The 16,673-nt window shown below is 43.5% G+C and carries 15 protein-coding genes; 9 read left to right on the plus strand and 6 right to left on the minus strand.

Going from position 1 to position 16,673, the window contains the following annotated elements:
• Positions 1-99 precede the first annotated feature (99 nt).
• Positions 100-1,641 (minus strand): potassium/proton antiporter, encoded by a 1,542-nt coding sequence (locus QNI29_RS02830; RefSeq protein ID WP_255688800.1) that lies wholly within the window; start codon positions 1,639-1,641, stop codon positions 100-102.
• A gap of 420 nt (positions 1,642-2,061) precedes the next feature.
• On the opposite strand from QNI29_RS02830, the gene trpE reads away from it, so the two are divergent.
• From trpE to QNI29_RS02875, 9 genes are all read left to right on the plus strand, one after another.
• Positions 2,062-3,588, plus strand: coding sequence for an anthranilate synthase component I (trpE, locus tag QNI29_RS02835; protein ID WP_231419310.1), 1,527 nt, complete (start codon positions 2,062-2,064; stop codon positions 3,586-3,588).
• Complete coding sequence (gene trpD / locus QNI29_RS02840) at positions 3,581-4,606, plus strand: anthranilate phosphoribosyltransferase (RefSeq protein ID WP_255688801.1); 1,026 nt, start codon at positions 3,581-3,583, stop codon at positions 4,604-4,606. Before trpE ends, trpD begins: the two co-directional genes overlap by 8 nt.
• Positions 4,599-5,360, plus strand: coding sequence for an indole-3-glycerol phosphate synthase TrpC (gene trpC / locus QNI29_RS02845; RefSeq protein ID WP_231419311.1), 762 nt, complete (start codon positions 4,599-4,601; stop codon positions 5,358-5,360). Before trpD ends, trpC begins: the two co-directional genes overlap by 8 nt.
• A complete protein-coding gene (locus tag QNI29_RS02850) occupies positions 5,357-6,016 on the plus strand; it encodes a phosphoribosylanthranilate isomerase (RefSeq protein WP_231419312.1) in 660 nt (219 codons plus the stop codon). The genes trpC and QNI29_RS02850 overlap by 4 nt, the downstream gene beginning before the upstream one ends.
• Complete coding sequence (gene trpB, locus QNI29_RS02855) at positions 5,994-7,205, plus strand: tryptophan synthase subunit beta (RefSeq protein WP_231419313.1); 1,212 nt, start codon at positions 5,994-5,996, stop codon at positions 7,203-7,205. Before QNI29_RS02850 ends, trpB begins: the two co-directional genes overlap by 23 nt.
• Positions 7,198-8,007: a tryptophan synthase subunit alpha gene (gene trpA / locus QNI29_RS02860; protein WP_231419377.1), complete on the plus strand. Its 810-nt coding sequence runs from the start codon at positions 7,198-7,200 to the stop codon at positions 8,005-8,007. The genes trpB and trpA overlap by 8 nt, the downstream gene beginning before the upstream one ends.
• Before the next feature lie 43 nt (positions 8,008-8,050).
• Positions 8,051-8,650 (plus strand): anthranilate synthase component II, encoded by a 600-nt coding sequence (locus QNI29_RS02865; RefSeq protein WP_231419314.1) that lies wholly within the window; start codon positions 8,051-8,053, stop codon positions 8,648-8,650.
• A gap of 204 nt (positions 8,651-8,854) precedes the next feature.
• Entirely contained in the window at positions 8,855-9,154 is a 300-nt protein-coding gene (locus QNI29_RS02870; protein WP_231419315.1) for a hypothetical protein, read from the plus strand.
• A gap of 120 nt (positions 9,155-9,274) precedes the next feature.
• On the plus strand, positions 9,275-10,747 hold the full coding sequence (locus QNI29_RS02875) for an FAD-binding domain-containing protein (RefSeq protein ID WP_231419316.1): 1,473 nt from the start codon (positions 9,275-9,277) through the stop codon (positions 10,745-10,747).
• A 47-nt stretch (positions 10,748-10,794) separates the two neighbouring features.
• Here the strand turns inward: QNI29_RS02875 and QNI29_RS02880 are convergent, their stop codons facing one another.
• The 5 genes from QNI29_RS02880 to QNI29_RS02900 all read right to left on the minus strand — a co-directional run bounded on the left by QNI29_RS02880 (position 10,795) and on the right by QNI29_RS02900 (position 16,530).
• Positions 10,795-11,691 carry an ABC transporter permease gene (locus tag QNI29_RS02880; protein WP_231419317.1) on the minus strand — a complete coding sequence of 299 codons (897 nt, stop codon included), beginning with the start codon at positions 11,689-11,691 and terminating at the stop codon, positions 10,795-10,797.
• A 14-nt stretch (positions 11,692-11,705) separates the two neighbouring features.
• Entirely contained in the window at positions 11,706-12,710 is a 1,005-nt protein-coding gene (locus tag QNI29_RS02885) for an ABC transporter permease (protein ID WP_231419318.1), read from the minus strand.
• 149 nt (positions 12,711-12,859) lie between these two features.
• Complete coding sequence (locus QNI29_RS02890; RefSeq protein WP_231419319.1) at positions 12,860-14,527, minus strand: ABC transporter substrate-binding protein; 1,668 nt, start codon at positions 14,525-14,527, stop codon at positions 12,860-12,862.
• A 34-nt stretch (positions 14,528-14,561) separates the two neighbouring features.
• Positions 14,562-15,536, minus strand: coding sequence for an ABC transporter ATP-binding protein (locus tag QNI29_RS02895; protein WP_231419320.1), 975 nt, complete (start codon positions 15,534-15,536; stop codon positions 14,562-14,564).
• Positions 15,517-16,530: an ABC transporter ATP-binding protein gene (locus tag QNI29_RS02900; RefSeq protein WP_231419321.1), complete on the minus strand. Its 1,014-nt coding sequence runs from the start codon at positions 16,528-16,530 to the stop codon at positions 15,517-15,519. Before QNI29_RS02900 ends, QNI29_RS02895 begins: the two co-directional genes overlap by 20 nt.
• Positions 16,531-16,673: the final 143 nt, after the last annotated feature.

The raw sequence follows: 16,673 nt of genomic DNA on the forward strand, positions 1-16,673 counted from the left end.
AACGAATTCTAAATGGCAAAAAAAGCGGAGAACCTTTTCTTTAAGGTCTCCGCTTTTTTATTATTTAGTACCTTTCTTAAAGAGTGCTTAATGAGCCTGTTAGATTTGTGCTTGAAGCGTTTCAGCCTGAAGGAGCTTTTGCAATTCTGATTTGTTTTTCTTCGAGACCAGAATATACAAGATATCGCCTTCTTGGATGACGGTTTGCCCATAAGGGGTAACAATATCACCCCTTCGTATAATGGCGTTTATGAGCGTGCCTTCAGGAAATTCAATGGACTCAAGACTTTGTCCGTTTATGGACGTAGTAGGTGTCACTTCATATTCGACAAGCTCCACGTTAGCTTTCCCGATGGATATGAGTTCGAGGGAATGAACAGGGTTTTCACGTGCTTCCCCAGCAAGCTTGAACTTCTTCGCCAGTGGTGTAATGGTAGCCCCTTGAAGCAGTGTGGATGTAAGTACAATAAAGAATACGACGTTAAAGATCAGCTGGCTATCGTCAAGGTCTGCCATTAAAGGGAAAGTGGCTAACACAATGGGAACGGCTCCTCTGAGACCTGCCCAGGATAAGAAAAGCTTTTCTTTAATAGAAAACGGAAATGTTCCGAGTGATAAGAAGACAGCAACGGGACGCGCGATAAAAATGAGGATGACAGAAAGCAATATTCCTTTCCCTACAACATCTGAAGTAAATAGTTGAGAAGGGAAAACGAGCAATCCTAGTATGACAAACATGGAAATTTGCATCATCCATGTGAAGCCTTCATTGAATCGCAAGATAGAGTGACGATAGGTTAATTCAGAATTGCCGATTACAAGAGCTGCCGCATACACAGCCAATAAACCACTGGCTTGCATGAGAGAACTTACACTGTACGTAAGTAAGGCAAATGAAAGGGCAAATAAAGGATACAGTCCTCCTGAGTCTAGATTAATTCGGTTAATCGACATGCTTCCAATTTTTCCAATTGCGAGCCCAACCGCTAATCCGATTCCCATCTGCCAGAAGAAAGAGCCGGCAAGCATGAAAACATTTGCTTCTGGTTGTTGAATGAGTTCGATAAATGAAATGGTTAAAAATACAGCCATCGGATCATTAGAACCCGACTCGGCTTCAAGCGTTGCTTCAATGTTTCCTTTGACGTTCTTTCCCCTTAATACCGCAAATACAGCTGCGGCATCTGTTGAGCCTACAATAGACCCAAAAAGGAACGCCTCTAGCCAAGAGATATCAAAAATAAACTTGGAAGCCACGCCTACAAGACCTGCTGTGATTAACACACCGACTGTTGCTAAAAGCAGGGCAGGGAACGCAACTTTCTTAATTACGCCCCATTTGGTTTCGAGACCACCCTCAAACAAAATAACGACAAGGGCAAAGGTCCCAACTGTTTGAGCAAGCCCTGCATTGTCAAAATACACAAAACCCAGGCCGTCACTCCCAACAAGCATCCCGACCCCTATAAATAAGACAAGGGAAGGGACGCCGAGTCGCGTAGAGAACTTTGTGACTAATACGCTTGTGATTAATAAAATAGCTATTAACATTATGGTTTGATTGGATTGAAATAGCTCTTCGATACAGAATCCCGTCCTTTTCCAACAACGCCTTTTAAACGCTCTTACTATCTTACCCATTTATTTCTTTTGTACTTCAGGTACATGGAAAGCTTGAAGTATAGGAAGATGTTGTATATTTACTCATTTATTATTATATAAAAAAGACGTTCTGATCTCCAATTAAAGCTTCTGTTTATCGGTTAGACAGCTGTCCGATTGACATGTAGGAAGGCATGTATTACACTAGTTTACAAGTTTTAGAAGAGTTTAGTTTAGAGTATTTATTTTGAGATTTTAGACGTATGTAGAGTAGAGTTTATTCGTAGAATTAGTAACAGATGAGATTAGTTAGTTTAGATGAGTTGAGAATGAGATAGGTGAGTTGAGGAGTTTTTAGTTGAGTAGAGTTGAGCATAGGTCCATCAAAGAAGATGGTTCCCCATATATTTATCCTCAGACCATTTCATTCTCCATAACGAATATGGAGAGGTGAGATTCATGAAAGAACTACTTCAATTTTTACAGGAGTCGTCTACCCATAAGACGGTTCCAGTTACCTATCAGTGCTATAGTGATACGGTAACCCCCATTCAAATGTATGAACGCTTGCGCGAAGAAGCGGTTTATTTATTAGAAAGCGGAGACCATACCTCCTCTTGGTCTCGATATTCCTTTATTGGTTTACACCCATTTATTACGATGACAGAACACAATGGCCTTATTTCGTTTTATGACGAAGACAGGCAAGAAACAACAGAAGCGAGCTCTCTTCGGGATGGATTTGATCAAATCTTCGATCGTCTACAGGTGAAGTTGCCTGACGTACCATTGCCATTTCACGGCGGAGGGGTCGGATTTGTATCTTATGATGCCATTTCAGACATGGAGAAGATCAAAGAGCCTCGCTTTGATGATTTGAATATGCCTCACTATCACTTTCTGTTTTGCCGAACGTTATTGGCTTATGATCATCAGTCAAATGAATTAACGCTCGTTCGGTTCGTTCGAAATGACGGAGAGGATGATGAAAATACGCTTCGTCACAAATACGATCAAGCTGTATCAGAAGTAAACCAGTTGTTGTCGAAGTTATCCTCAACCCATGAGGCTCAACCATTTTTAGCTTTTCATAAAGGAAAGAATGCCAGTAGTCTCGAGGGTGTCGAGACGAACTATGAAAAGGAACAGTTCAAAGAAGATGTAGAGAAGATAAAGGAATACATTCGCGCAGGAGACATATTTCAATCCGTACTATCCCAACGATTTTCAAAGAAAGTTACCGTTGATGGGCTTCAGCTTTACCGTGTATTACGTCACGTGAACCCGTCACCTTACATGTTTTATATCAATTATCACGATTATGAACTTATTGGAAGCTCCCCTGAGCGTTTAATCCAAGTAGCTGATGATGAAATTGAGATTCATCCGATTGCAGGAACCAGAAAGCGTGGTGAAAGTGAGGAAGAAGATGATCAATTAGCACAAGAGCTCTTACAAGATGAGAAGGAAAAAGCGGAACACTATATGTTAGTGGACTTAGCCAGGAATGATGTCGGTCGAGTGGCTTCATTTGGCACTGTAGAAACGCCGGTCCTTGCTGAAATCATGAAGTTTTCAAGAGTGATGCATATGATCAGCAAAGTGACAGGCCATTTAAACCCTGGAACCCACCCGATTGAAGCCTTTCAATCTGCCTTTCCGGCAGGGACGCTTTCAGGAGCCCCGAAGATTAGAGCAATGGAAATTCTGCAAGAAACAGAACCTACAGCCCGTAATGTTTATGGCGGTGGCGTCGTTTACTTTGGTTTTGATGGAAACCTTGACTCATGTATTGCAATCAGAACAATTCTACTGAAAGATCAAGTCGCTCACGTTCAGGCAGGAGCAGGTGTAGTTGCTGATTCTGACCCTGAGAAGGAGTGGCAGGAAACGGTGAACAAAGCAAGTGCTTTGTTACAAACGATCGATCAGGCCGAAGAACTGTTTGGAACGACTTCACATGAGGAGGAGAAAAATTATGCTTAAAACCACGTTAAATCGTTTGCTAAACGAGGAAACCTTAACAGAGCAGGAAGCTTTCGAAGTGATGGACTTAATTATGCAAGGTGAAGTTGGGACGGAACAGCTATCTAGCTTCCTATCGATCTTACGCTTCCGCGGGGAGACCGTTGATGAGCTTGTAGGGTTTACAAAAGGGATGCGAAAACACATGCGTACCATTCAGCATACAGAAGAGATTGTGGTTGATACGTGCGGAACAGGTGGGGATGGCTTATCTACCTTTAATATATCGACAGCGGTCGCTATTGTATTAGCCTCCTTGGATGTGAAGGTGGCTAAGCATGGGAATCGAAAAGTGTCCTCTGCGAGCGGAAGTGCTGATGTCTTAGAATACTTGGGAGTGCCGGTTAATACCACGGCTGAACAAGCAGCACACATGCTTTCTCACACAGGCATGACCTTCTTATTTGCTCCTAATTATCATCAAGCGATGAAGCATGCCGTAACTGCAAGACGAGAACTGGGTTTTCGAACGGCATTTAATGTTCTGGGCCCTTTATCGAATCCTGCAAATGCGAGACATCAAGTCATCGGAATTTATGATACCGCACTAGGTGAGAAATTGGCTCGTGCGCTCCATGAACTAGGTTCACAGCATGTGCTCCTTGTAACAGGAAAAGACGGCTTAGACGAACTGTCTATTTCTGAACAAACAGACGTGGTTGAACTGAAAGACGGGAAAGTTACGAGAACAACAGTGGAACCCGAACAATTTGGTTTAAAGCGGGGGCAACTAAAAGATATTCAAGTTCAAAATTCACTGCAAAGCGCTAAGCTTATTCAGGCAGTATTTGAAGGAACAGCGAATGACAGTGCAAGAGATATCGTTATCCTCAATGCCGGAGCCGGATTATTTGTGGGAGGTAAAGCTTCTTCAATTGAAGAGGGCGTAGAGCAAGTGAAGACAGCGTTAGAAGATGGAACGGTACACCATTATTATCAATCGTTACGACATACGTTGGAGGGAGCTCATTATGCTTGATCGAATCATTGAAACGAAAAAGGAAGAAGTGAAACATCTTACACTACCAGAAGCAGAATCAGTGGAAAAGCGTTCCTTCTATGAAGCTTTGAACTCTGGGGGAGATGCCATTTCCCTAATTGCAGAAGTGAAAAAGGCGTCCCCTTCTAAAGGCGTAATTCGTGAAGATTTCAGGCCTCTTGAAATAGCAGGGGTCTATAATGAAGCAGGTGCAAGCGCAATCTCTGTGCTTACCGATCAAACGTATTTTCAAGGGAAACGTGAAGATTTAACAGCTGTTAAGAAACATGTTTCTATCCCGGTATTACGAAAAGACTTTATTATCGATGAGTTGCAGATTGAAGAGAGTGCAAGGATTGGTGCTGATGCGATCTTGCTTATTGGAGAAGTACTTGAACCGACTAAGCTTTACGCTCTTTATCAAAAAGCCACAGAGTTAGGGTTGGATGCCCTTGTGGAAGTTCATGCAGCAGAAACGCTTGAGCGTATTCTTGATGTGTTTCAACCTAAGATTATTGGAATCAATAATAGAGATTTAACAACTTTTAAGACCACGTTAGATCAAACAGAAAAGATTGCTAGCTTAATTCCTGCGGGTAGTCTTGTTGTCAGCGAAAGTGGCTTGTTTACCTTTGAAGACGTAAAACGGGTCAAGGAGGCTGGAGCCAAAGCGATCCTTGTAGGAGAGGCTCTTATGCGTGAGAACAATGCGACAAAACAAATCCACAATATGTTAGGACGTGTTACTTCATGAGTAAAACTGCGCTTAAATTTTGCGGAAACCGAAGCTTTGAAGATCTCAAATATTCAATAGAGTCAGGCGTTCCTTATGTTGGGGTTATATTTGCTGAAAGTAAACGACAAGTCCTTCCGGAGCAGGTGTCAAGCTGGTTAGAACGCGCTCCATTAGGAGAGGGACAACAGATTGTAGGGGTGTTTGTTAACCCTTCTGTGGCTGAGATTGAAGAAGCACTTCATCTTACCCATCTAGATATTATTCAGTTACATGGGACAGAAACGTTATCAGAAGTGTTAGCTATTAAAGAGCGATTTAAGAAGCCTGTTTGGAAGGCGATTCACCACTCTGAAGACGCCCTTGAACGAATGGGATTGTTTCAAGGGGTAGTGGATGGGTATGTCGTCGATTCCAAAGTAAAGGGACACTGGGGCGGTTCAGGTGTTCGTTTTGATTGGGGTCAGGCACCATTCTATATTGAAGAAGGAAAAAGGCAAGGCGTTCCGTGCTTTATTGCTGGTGGCGTTACCGATGAGAATGTGAGTGAACTATTGAAGCTGAAACCTAAGGGGATTGACGTATCCTCTGGGATTGAAACAGACGAAGCAAAAGACGTTGATAAAATGAACAATTTCGTGAGGGGGACACAACATGTCAGTCGTATATCCGGATAACCGAGGACGTTATGGTGAATATGGAGGCCAATTTGTTCCTGAAACCTTGATGGCCCCGTTAAAAGAGATCGAAGACGCACTTGATGAAGCCATGAAAGATGAGAGTTTCCAAGAAGAATATCGTCATGAATTAGAGCACTATAGCGGAAGACCTACAGCGCTAACATACGCGAATCAGCTTACGAAGAAGCTGGGCGGCGCTCATATTTATTTAAAACGAGAAGATTTAAACCATACAGGGGCTCATAAGCTGAATAACGCGATCGGTCAGGCTCTTCTTGCTAAGCGAATGGGAAAGAAAAAAATCATTGCTGAAACAGGTGCTGGTCAGCACGGTGTTGCCTCAGCAACTGTAGCAGCAAAGCTCGGATTAGAATGTAAAGTATTCATGGGAGAAAAGGATATTGAACGTCAGCAGCTAAACGTATTTCGTATGCAATTGTTAGGGGCTGAAGTGATCTCGGTTTCTTCTGGTGATAAGACGCTGAAAGATGCTACAAATGAAGCGATCCGTTACTGGGTTGCCCATTGTGATGATCATTACTACTTAATTGGATCTGTGGTAGGGCCACACCCGTACCCGAAAATGGTTCGTGATTTTCAACGAGTCATTGGGGATGAGACGAAGCGCCAGTTCAAAGAGAAAGAAGGCAAACTTCCTGACCGTATTTACGCATGTGTAGGTGGCGGAAGCAATGCAATTGGAATGTTCTACCCATTCTTACAAGATCATGTTGAGCTTGTTGGAGTTGAGGCAGCTGGTAAGGGGATCGATACACCAGATCACGCAGCAACGCTTCTTAATGGAACGCAAGGTATTATTCATGGGTCTATGACGTATTTGATTCAAGATGACCACGGACAGATTGTGGAGCCTTATTCCATTTCAGCCGGATTAGATTATCCTGGTATAGGACCTGAGCACGCATACCTGCATAGCTCTGGGCGCGTTCGTTATGAGTCTATTACAGATAGTGAGGCACTAGAAGCTGTTAAGACTCTTTCTCAAACGGAAGGGATTATCCCGGCCATTGAAAGTGCTCATGCCATTGCTCAAGCAGTGAAAGAGGCACAACAAATGGATCAGAGTGAAACGATTGTGATTAATGTGTCCGGTCGAGGAGATAAAGATATGAATACCATTATGGAACAATTTCAGGAGGGGGAGCACAATGAAACAAATGGTTGATCAAACACGTTTTCAAAAACGATTGAAGCGCGAAAAGGATTTATTCATTCCGTTTATCATGAGCGGTGACCCGACTCCTGAAGCAACTGTTGAGATTGCCTTAACGATGCAGCAAAGCGGGGCTGATGTATTGGAGTTAGGTGTTCCCTATTCAGATCCTTTAGCAGATGGACCTACCATTCAAGAAGCAGCAGGTCGTGCGTTAGCGCAAGGTATGAATCTGACAGAAGCTATGAAACTCGTTCCTAAAATGAGGGAGCGAGGGGTGACAATTCCGATCGTTTTATTCACGTATTATAACCCTGTGCTGCGCTATGGACTCGAGGCATTCGCTGAAGCCATGAAAGAGAATGATGTAGATGGTTTACTGATCCCGGATATTCCATTGGAAGAAAGTGAAGAGATCCGTGGTTTTACAGAGCAATACGGGGTTGAGCTCATTTCACTTGTAGCGCCTAACTCTGAAGAACGCATCAAACGTATTGCAGAGCAGGCAAAGGGCTTCTTATACTGTGTTTCTTCTCTTGGTGTAACAGGAGAGCGTAAGGATATGAATCCTGATATTGCTTCGTTTCTAGAGAAAGTAAAGCAGTATAGCCAGGTCCCTGTAGCAGTAGGCTTCGGGATATCAAGTTATGAACAAGTTAAGCTTGTGCAGGGGTATAGTGACGGTGTTATTATTGGCAGTAAAATTATAAAGTTAATTGATTCACATCATGAAGAGTTAACAAATGAAGGTACAAGAGCCGAGGCGTTGCAAGCCTTACAAAAGGACGTAGAGAAGTTAGTTAAAGGGGAATAATGATTCCCGAGAGCTGAGATTAGTAGAGAAGAGGAGAGTCTATATGATCCTAATGATTGATAACTATGATTCTTTCACATACAATTTAGTTCAATATGTAGGAGAGATTTATGGAGATATTACCGTAAGAAGGAACGACGAAGTGACGATTGATGAAATTCGTGAGATGGATCCTGATGCTATTCTTTTATCACCAGGCCCATGCAGCCCAAACGAAGCAGGGGTTTGTTTAGAGGTTGTTCGTCAGTTCGCAGGTGTGACGCCGATCTTGGGCGTGTGTTTAGGCCATCAGACGATTATTCAGGCATTCGGTGGAGAAGTTGGACGTGCGAAGGAACTATTTCATGGCAAAACCTCACTCGTTTTGCATGATGGACGTAGCTTATTTAATCAAATTCCACTTCCGTTTACCGTTGCGCGCTATCATTCTTTAATAGGGAATGAAGTGACGTTACCAGATAGTTTGGAAGTCACTGCACGTACACCGAGCGGAGATTTAATGGGTGTCCGCCACGTTGATTTCGCAGTAGAAGGCGTGCAGTTTCATCCTGAGTCGATCTTGACTGAGCATGGAAAGAAGCTACTTCAGAATTTCTTAGATTATTATGAAGTAGGCTTTTCTGAGAAAGCAACAGTTCAATAAGGTCACCAGTAAATTGTTCAGCTTATGGATTCATATCATCCTTAAGCTGAACTTTTTTTAGTATCATGAAGAGAGATGATAATTTTTTAAGGTTATATATCAGAAAATTTAGAACAATCTACAAATTTCGCGAGTTTTTTCACGCGCGGCGTTTTATAATAATTGGAAACGGGTAATAAATAAGTAAATTAGGAGGGCCTGCATATGACCATGACAGCGAAATTTCTTGAATCAGATCTAAGTTTATTGCAACACATTTCCAGAGCGAAACAGAATCAGGATCCTAAGACTGTTCAACTTTTGAAGGACTTTAGAAACGGAAATGTCGTCAATGTGCCCAATTGTTTGATTGAGTTACGTAACGGTCAATACGTTGGTAGTGGAGACTATATTCATAATGATGAAGGTACTTTTTACTTACGATCTGCTAATGGGACAACAAAGAAAGTAGATGCAGCGTTTGTGTATGACTTTTGCTGGGGTTGTGCCCATCACTATAGTTGAACGATAAGAAGAGGAGCACTCGGGTAACGAGTGCTTCTTTTTCGTTTTAAATATGCTAGTTTCTGTACGTTTGCTTCCTGTTTGATTTACAATAATTGTACATCAAGAGGGGGGATCGTTGTGTTACATGTTGTCTGGTATAAACGGGATTTACGTTTGCATGATCATCGACCACTTCAGGAGGCGTGGCGGGAAAGAGAGCCCATTTTGCCACTGTATGTGGCGGAGCCTTCCATTTGGCAGGAAAGTGAATTATCGATTCGTCATTTTCAGTTTGTACAAGAGAGTTTACAAGATCTAAGTGAAGCGTTGAATGGGATTGGTGGCTCTTTGTTTGTTACCGTTTCAGAAATTGAACCTGTATTAGAAACGATCTATCAATCATTTGGGCCTTTTACGCTCCATGCGCACGAAGAGAGTGGATGGCCAATTACATATGAACGAAATCGACAAGTGCGGGAGTGGATGGGTAAGAGGGAACTAGATTTCCATGAGTATTCACAATTCGGTATAGCACGTGAGGAAGAGAGTGTGCGGTCGTTTCAGACCGAATGGAAGGCGTTTGTCCAACAGCCTGTTCAAGAAGTTCCTTCTTTACTCACAACGGTAGATGAGGAAAGCTTGCCGAGCACATTTTCAACCCAACTTGATCCATTACATCGTTTTAATGTTGGGGGAAAACGAATTCGTTACGGTCAGCAGGGCGGGGAGAAGTTGGCTCATGAAACACTTGATAGTTTCCTGGAAGATCGTTATAGGCGTTACAAGGAAGACAGACAACACCCTCTTGCTTCAACAAATGCGTGTAGTCGTCTTTCCCCTTACTTGGCTTATGGGAACTTATCAATGAAATATGTCGCCAAGCGAACAGAACAAGCAATGGAAGTATGTGAAGATCAGGAGGAGAAGAAGGAGTTAAAAGCCTTCTACTCAAATTTACAATCTCGTTGTCGATCTATTCAATGGCTTAAAGATGGCCCGGATGTTGTTTATGGTCCTCTGAACTCTTCTTTTCATCAAGAACGAGTGGAGATGGAGGGATTTGAGCGGTGGGCAACTGGACAAACGGGCATTCCAATGATTGACGCAGCTATGCGAGCTCTTCTTAAGACAGGGTGGCTCAATGAAAGAGCTCGGGCCATGCTTTTATCGTTTGCTTGTCATACGATGGGGTTGGATGGGAAGAGATCTTGTGAATACCTTGCAGGGCTTTTCATAGATTATGAACCTGGTATTCACTATAAGCAGGTTTATTCACTGCTTGCTCTAGAGCCTGGTACAAAACTCCGTTTATATGATCCTGTTAGAGAAGGGAAGAAGCATGACTCGGAAGGTAGATTCGTTCGTCAGTATATTTCGACATTAAAGCATGTACCGAATTCGTTTATTCATGAACCATGGAAATATGATGGGTTCTTCCACCTAGATTATTGTGGTCCTATTGTCGATGTAAAGAAGGCGAATCGAAACGTGAAGCTTCGGTGGGATGAAGTGGAGAATAAAGGGAATTCAGAGGCAAAAGGGAAGAAGAGGGAAGCGACCAAAGCTAAGGATGAAAGCGAACAGATCACTTTTGATTTATTCAAGGAGTAATACGTTTATAGAGATCGCGAAGAGTGAGCAGCCCCTTCGCGATCTTTTTATTGTTTCATTTTCGGATCGAGGGCATCTCGCAAGCCATCACCCATTAAGTTAAAGCCAAGTACCGTTAGCATAATAGCAAGTCCAGGGAAAATCATTGTCCAAGGAGCTTGTACGAGATACCCTTTAGAATCTGCGAGCATTTTCCCCCAATCCACATCAGGAGACTGGGCGCCGAGTCCTAAGAAACTTAAAGCGGCTACTTCAATAATCGCCGTAGCAACTGCTAAGGTTCCTTGAACAATTACAGGGGTCATACTGTTTGGAAGAACGTGATGAAACAAGATCCGTATATCCTTCATACCGATAGACTTTGCAGCGGTAATGTATTCCTCTTCTTTCACACTCAAGACTTTAGAACGAATGAGGCGCCCGAAGTTTGGGACGTTGATTACCGCAATGGCGATAAGAGCGTTTTGGAGATCCGGACCAAGTATTGCCACAATCGCAATAGCAAGCAGGATGCTGGGGAAAGCTAGGAGGATATCAAAGATTCTCGAGATGATCGTATCCACCCATTTTCCATAAAATCCAGCTAAGATTCCGAGGGTGCAGCCCACAATGATGGAGCCGGCAACACATGAAAATCCCACCCATAGAGAGATCCGTGCGCCATAAATAATCCTTGAAAGAATATCGCGACCGAAGTCGTCTGTACCGAGCCAATGGTCGGCAGATGGACCCTGCAGGCGGTTCAGAAGGTCAGGCTTTGTATGATCATAAGGCATAATCAGCGGTGCAAAGAGGGCGAGTAGAATAAAGAAGAGTACGATACTTAATCCCACTATAGCAATTTTGTTTTTGGAAAAGCTTCTCCAGGCGTCGCGCCATGGTGAAGAGGGCTTCTGAACAGTTGGGTTTTCAGGGTGATTTAGTGTAGGGGTAGCGTGGTTCATGTGATTCCTCCTTTCTATTTATAATTGATCCTTGGGTCGATAAAGGCGTAAAGTAAATCTACAATGACATTAATAAAGACAAAGATGGTGGCGATTAACAGAATGCCAGATTGAATGACAGGGTAGTCCCGGTACTGAATAGCGTCATAAATGTATCGTCCAATACCAGGCCAGCCAAAGATGGTTTCTGTTAAGATGGCTCCGCCTAGTAAGAGGCCGGTTTGAAGGCCGATGACAGTGAGAACTGGAATGACAGCATTCTTTAACGAATGCTTGTACACGACCCAAAAGTTACCCAGGCCTTTCGCGCGTGCTGTTCGAATGTAATCAGAGCGCATCACTTCTAGCATGGATGAACGGGTCATGCGAGCAATAATCGCCATCGGGATTGTGGCAAGAGCAATACCAGGCAAAACTAAATGTTTAGATACATCAACGAATTGTTTCCAGTCTCCTTGTAAGAGCGTGTCCACTAAATACAAATGAGTAATAGGATCAATTACGCTTGAAGCCTCATACCTTCCAGTAGAGGGGAGCCAGTCTAGTTGCACAGAGAAAATGTATTGTTCCATTAAACCAAGCCAAAAGATTGGCATCGATACTCCAATAAGAGCGAAAACCATGGCTGTATAATCGAACCATGAATTATGGAACCATGCGCTAATAATGCCTGCGTTGACACCGATGAAAATGGCAATCACCATCGCGACGAGCGTCAATTCTACTGTAGCAGCGAGATAAGTAAAGATCTCTTGACTGATTGGAACGTCTGTTTTAATGGATGTCCCAAGATCACCTTGAAGAAGGCTTGTAAGATAGTCGACATATTGAATGTGCCACGGTTGATCAAGACCGAGCTGTTTCTCCACTTCAGCAATAGCCTCAAGTGTAGCTCGTTGACCCAATATGATTTGCGCAGGATTACCAGGGATGAGATAAATAATCGAAAAGACGAGTAAACTCATGCCGAATAAAACGGGTAGGAGCATCAAAATCCTTCTTATCGTATAAGCCCCCATAACACACCTCCCATAATAACTAGAGTGCCAGACACCCTGCACCACTTTAACGCTGTACAGTAAAGGAAGGTGTCAGACACCCTTCAGTCCTTTATTGCTGTGCAGTATGGCAGGGTGTCTGGCACCGTTTAATGCTTTAATGTATGAATTTATTTAGTGAATTCGGTGTTGGTGACTGGTTCTGAGCCTGTTGGATGCGGGATGTAGCCGCTGATTTCTTTCTTAGCTGCGATGACTGGTGTGGAGTGAACGAGCGGGATCCAAGGTGCATCGTTGTGTACAATGACTTGAGCTTCTTTGTAGAGTTCATTACGTTTGGCCTGGTCTGTAATCGTTTGTGCCTCAATTAAAACGTCATGAAGCTCATCGTTTGAGTAGTATGCATAGTTGTTACTACCGATGCTGTCTTTATCCAGTAATGTGTAGATAAAGTTATCTGGGTCTCCGTTATCACCTGTCCAGCCAAGAAGGAAGGCGTCAAAGTCCCCTTTACTTGCTTTCTCAAGATACGTGCCCCAGTCAGCTGTTTGTAAGTTTGCCGTTACGCCAATTTGAGCGAAGCTTTGTTGAAGAACCTCTGCAATCTTCTGACCTTCTGGAATATAAGGGCGTGGGACAGGCATATACCATAAGTCAAATTCGAAACCGTCCGCATAACCCGCTTCAGCAAGAAGGGATTTGGCTTTCTCTAGATCGTATTCATAATCTTCAATGTCATCGTTATATCCTTCGATACTTGGAGGCATCACCGTTTTCGCTGGTTCTGCTAATCCTCCGTAGAAAGCTTCAATAATCTGGTCTTTCGGTACGGCATGAGAAAGGGCCTGACGAACTTTCGCATCAGCCATAGGTGTCTCACGATTAACCGTAAAGGCCATGTAACCAACGTTCATGGAAGGACGTTCTAGAAGCTGTAAGGAATCATCTGCTTTAATTCGTTCCACGTCTGAAGGGTTTACACCGTCAATAAGATCGACTTCACCTGTCATTAATGCATTTAGGCGAGCTGAGTTTTCAGGGATAACGGTGTAAATGACTTTATTAAGCTTTGGTAAGCCTTCTTTCCAATAGTTTTCGTTTTTCTCTAAAACGATGCGCTCGTTTCGTTTCCACTCTGAGAATTTGAATGGTCCGGTCCCAACAGGATTTTCCGTGAACTTATCCCCGTATTCTTCAACAGCAGCTGGGCTTGCCATTCCAAACGGAGACATCGCTAAGTTCTTCAGGAACGGAGCTTGTGGACGATTTAGTGTGAATTGAACCGTAAACTCATCCGTAGCTTCAACGGCCTTAATGACGTGGCCCTCATCTCCTTTAAATCCACCAAACATCGTATAGTAAGGGAACTGATCAGCATCCCCGTTCATCCAACGATCGAAGTTAAATACAACAGCTTCGGCATTAAAAGGTGTTCCGTCGTGGAAGGTCACGCCTTCTTCAAGGGTGAACGTGTACGTTAACCCATCCTCTGAAACATTCCATTCTTTCGCTAAACCTGGTACCAATTCTGTATTGGTATCTTCATAGTTTAAGAGTGTTTCGAACAGGTTCTCCGTGACACGGAATGTTTCTCCTTCTGTTGTGGTAATAGGATCAAGGGCAGTTGAATCACCGCCGCGCGCATAAACAAGTGTATCTTTTACCTCTGTAGCCTCTTCTGATTCCTCATCGGTTGTTTCTTCTCCTGTGTCATCCGTTTGTTCATCTGTAGCAGGTTCCTTCGTCTCTTCTTCTTTCTCCTTGTCACTGCAACCGATTAAAGCAACAGATAAGACAAGCATAAGCAATAATGAAGCAAGCCAAAAACGTTTCGTCATCCGTGAAATTCCCCCTTAGGTTATTTATATAAGGTTACGCATCCCCGTATAGGTGACACGCAACATGGTGCCCTGGATTAACTTCTTGAAAAGTGGGTCTTGTGGTCTTGCATACATCCATACACTCCTTACACCTTGTATGAAAGGCGCATCCTGCTGGAGGGTTAGAGGCGCTTGGTATTTCTCCTGTGAGTATATCGCTCTCTGATCGGTAATCAGGGTCTGGTACAGGAACAGAGGAGAGGAGCGATTTCGTATAAGGATGAAGCGGTTGTTCATAAAGTTGCTCGCTATCTGTCAGCTCGACCATTCTTCCTAAATACATTACGCCAACACGGTCGCTGATATGACGAACAACTCCTAAATCGTGAGCAATAAATATATAAGTCAGATCAAACTCGGCTTGTAAGTCCTTTAATAAATTCAACACTTGAGACTGAATCGAGACGTCGAGAGCCGAAACGGGTTCATCTGCAATAATAAGCTTCGGATGGGTCATTAAAGCTCGTGCAATCCCTATGCGTTGGCGTTGTCCACCACTAAACTGGTGTGGATAACGAGAGGCGTGATAGCGATCGAGGCCGACGGTTTCAAGCATGGCGTAGATCCGTTCTTTACGTTCCTTCTTATTCTTGATGCCATGAACGATCAGCGGTTCTTCAAGGATCTTTTCAACCTTGTGCCGTGGATTTAGGGAAGCGTATGGGTCCTGGAAGACGAGCTGCATGTCCTTGCGAATCTTTTTCATGTTGGAGGCTTTTAGGGTGTGAATGTCTTTGTCTTCAAAACGTACTTCACCGTCAGTGATTTCTAATAAACGGAGCAAAACCCGTCCAATCGTAGACTTTCCACATCCGCTTTCCCCAACAAGTCCTAGGGTTTCTCCTTGATAGACGGCAAAGGAAACCCCATCAACAGCTTTGACTTCTCCGATCTTCTTTCCAAAAATGCCTCCTGTAATGGGGAAGTATTTCTTGAGGTGGTTGACTTCAAGTAGAGGTTGTTTCATGGTCGGCCTCCTTTTTGGTTTGGGAATCATACAAAAAGCATCTGACATGATGATTCTCATCACGCGTGTAAAGGGAAGGATCCTCAACGTGACAGCGGTCCATAGCATGACTACATCGCGCTGCAAATCGACATCCCTGCTTAATAGAACCAGGTTTCGGTACGTTGCCAGGGATTGATTGGAGGCGCTCCTGTTTAGATCGTATATCTGGAACAGAGGCGAGGAGCCCCTGTGTATAAGGGTGTAAAGCTTCCTTGAAGAGAGTCCTTACAGGCGCTTCTTCAACAATCTTTCCTGCATACATCACCACAACCCGGTCACATACCTCGGCCACTACTCCTAGGTCATGAGTGATCATCATAATGGAGGTGTGGAGTTTATGATTTAACTCTTTCATTAACTGAAGTATTTGTTTCTGGATCGTAACGTCTAAAGCAGTGGTGGGCTCGTCCGCGATTAAAAGCTTAGGATCACAAATCATGCTCATCGCAATCATCACACGCTGTCGCATCCCACCTGATAATTGGTGAGGGTATTCATTTAAAAGCTGCTCGGCTCTTGGGAGACCGACTAATTCAAGCATCTCTATGGCACGTTTTTTCGCTTGGTCTTTTGTACAAGAACGATGGGTACGAATGGCTTCTGTAAGCTGATTACCAATTTTAAAGAGGGGATTAAGAGAAGTCATAGGCTCTTGGAAAATCATCGCCATATCATTCCCGCGTATCGAACGCATTCGTTTTTCGTTCGCTTTTGTAAGGGACTCACCTTCAAAGGTGATTTCACCTCCGATAATTTTCCCAGCCTGAGGGAGGAGGCCCATAATGGATAATGAAGTTACGCTTTTCCCGCAACCCGACTCCCCAACAATACCTAACACTTCCCCTTTCTGAATGGTAAAGCTAATATCATCAACCGCTGGTACGATTCCATCATCCGTGAAGAAACTTGTCCGTAATCCTTGTACGTGTAAAATGTCCTGGCTTTCCTCCATAGTGGCACCTCTTTCTCTAAAACTAGTACTAACACTCTATTCAAGCAGCAGAATGAATATTCATGGATAGAATTTGATAGAACAGAGGCACCTCGTATTAAAATGGACGCGATTATAGGAGTGAAAGGAGCCGTTTTTCCTGG

This window comes from Pontibacillus chungwhensis (assembly GCF_030166655.1).
Taxonomy (GTDB): Bacteria; Bacillota; Bacilli; order Bacillales; family BH030062; genus Pontibacillus.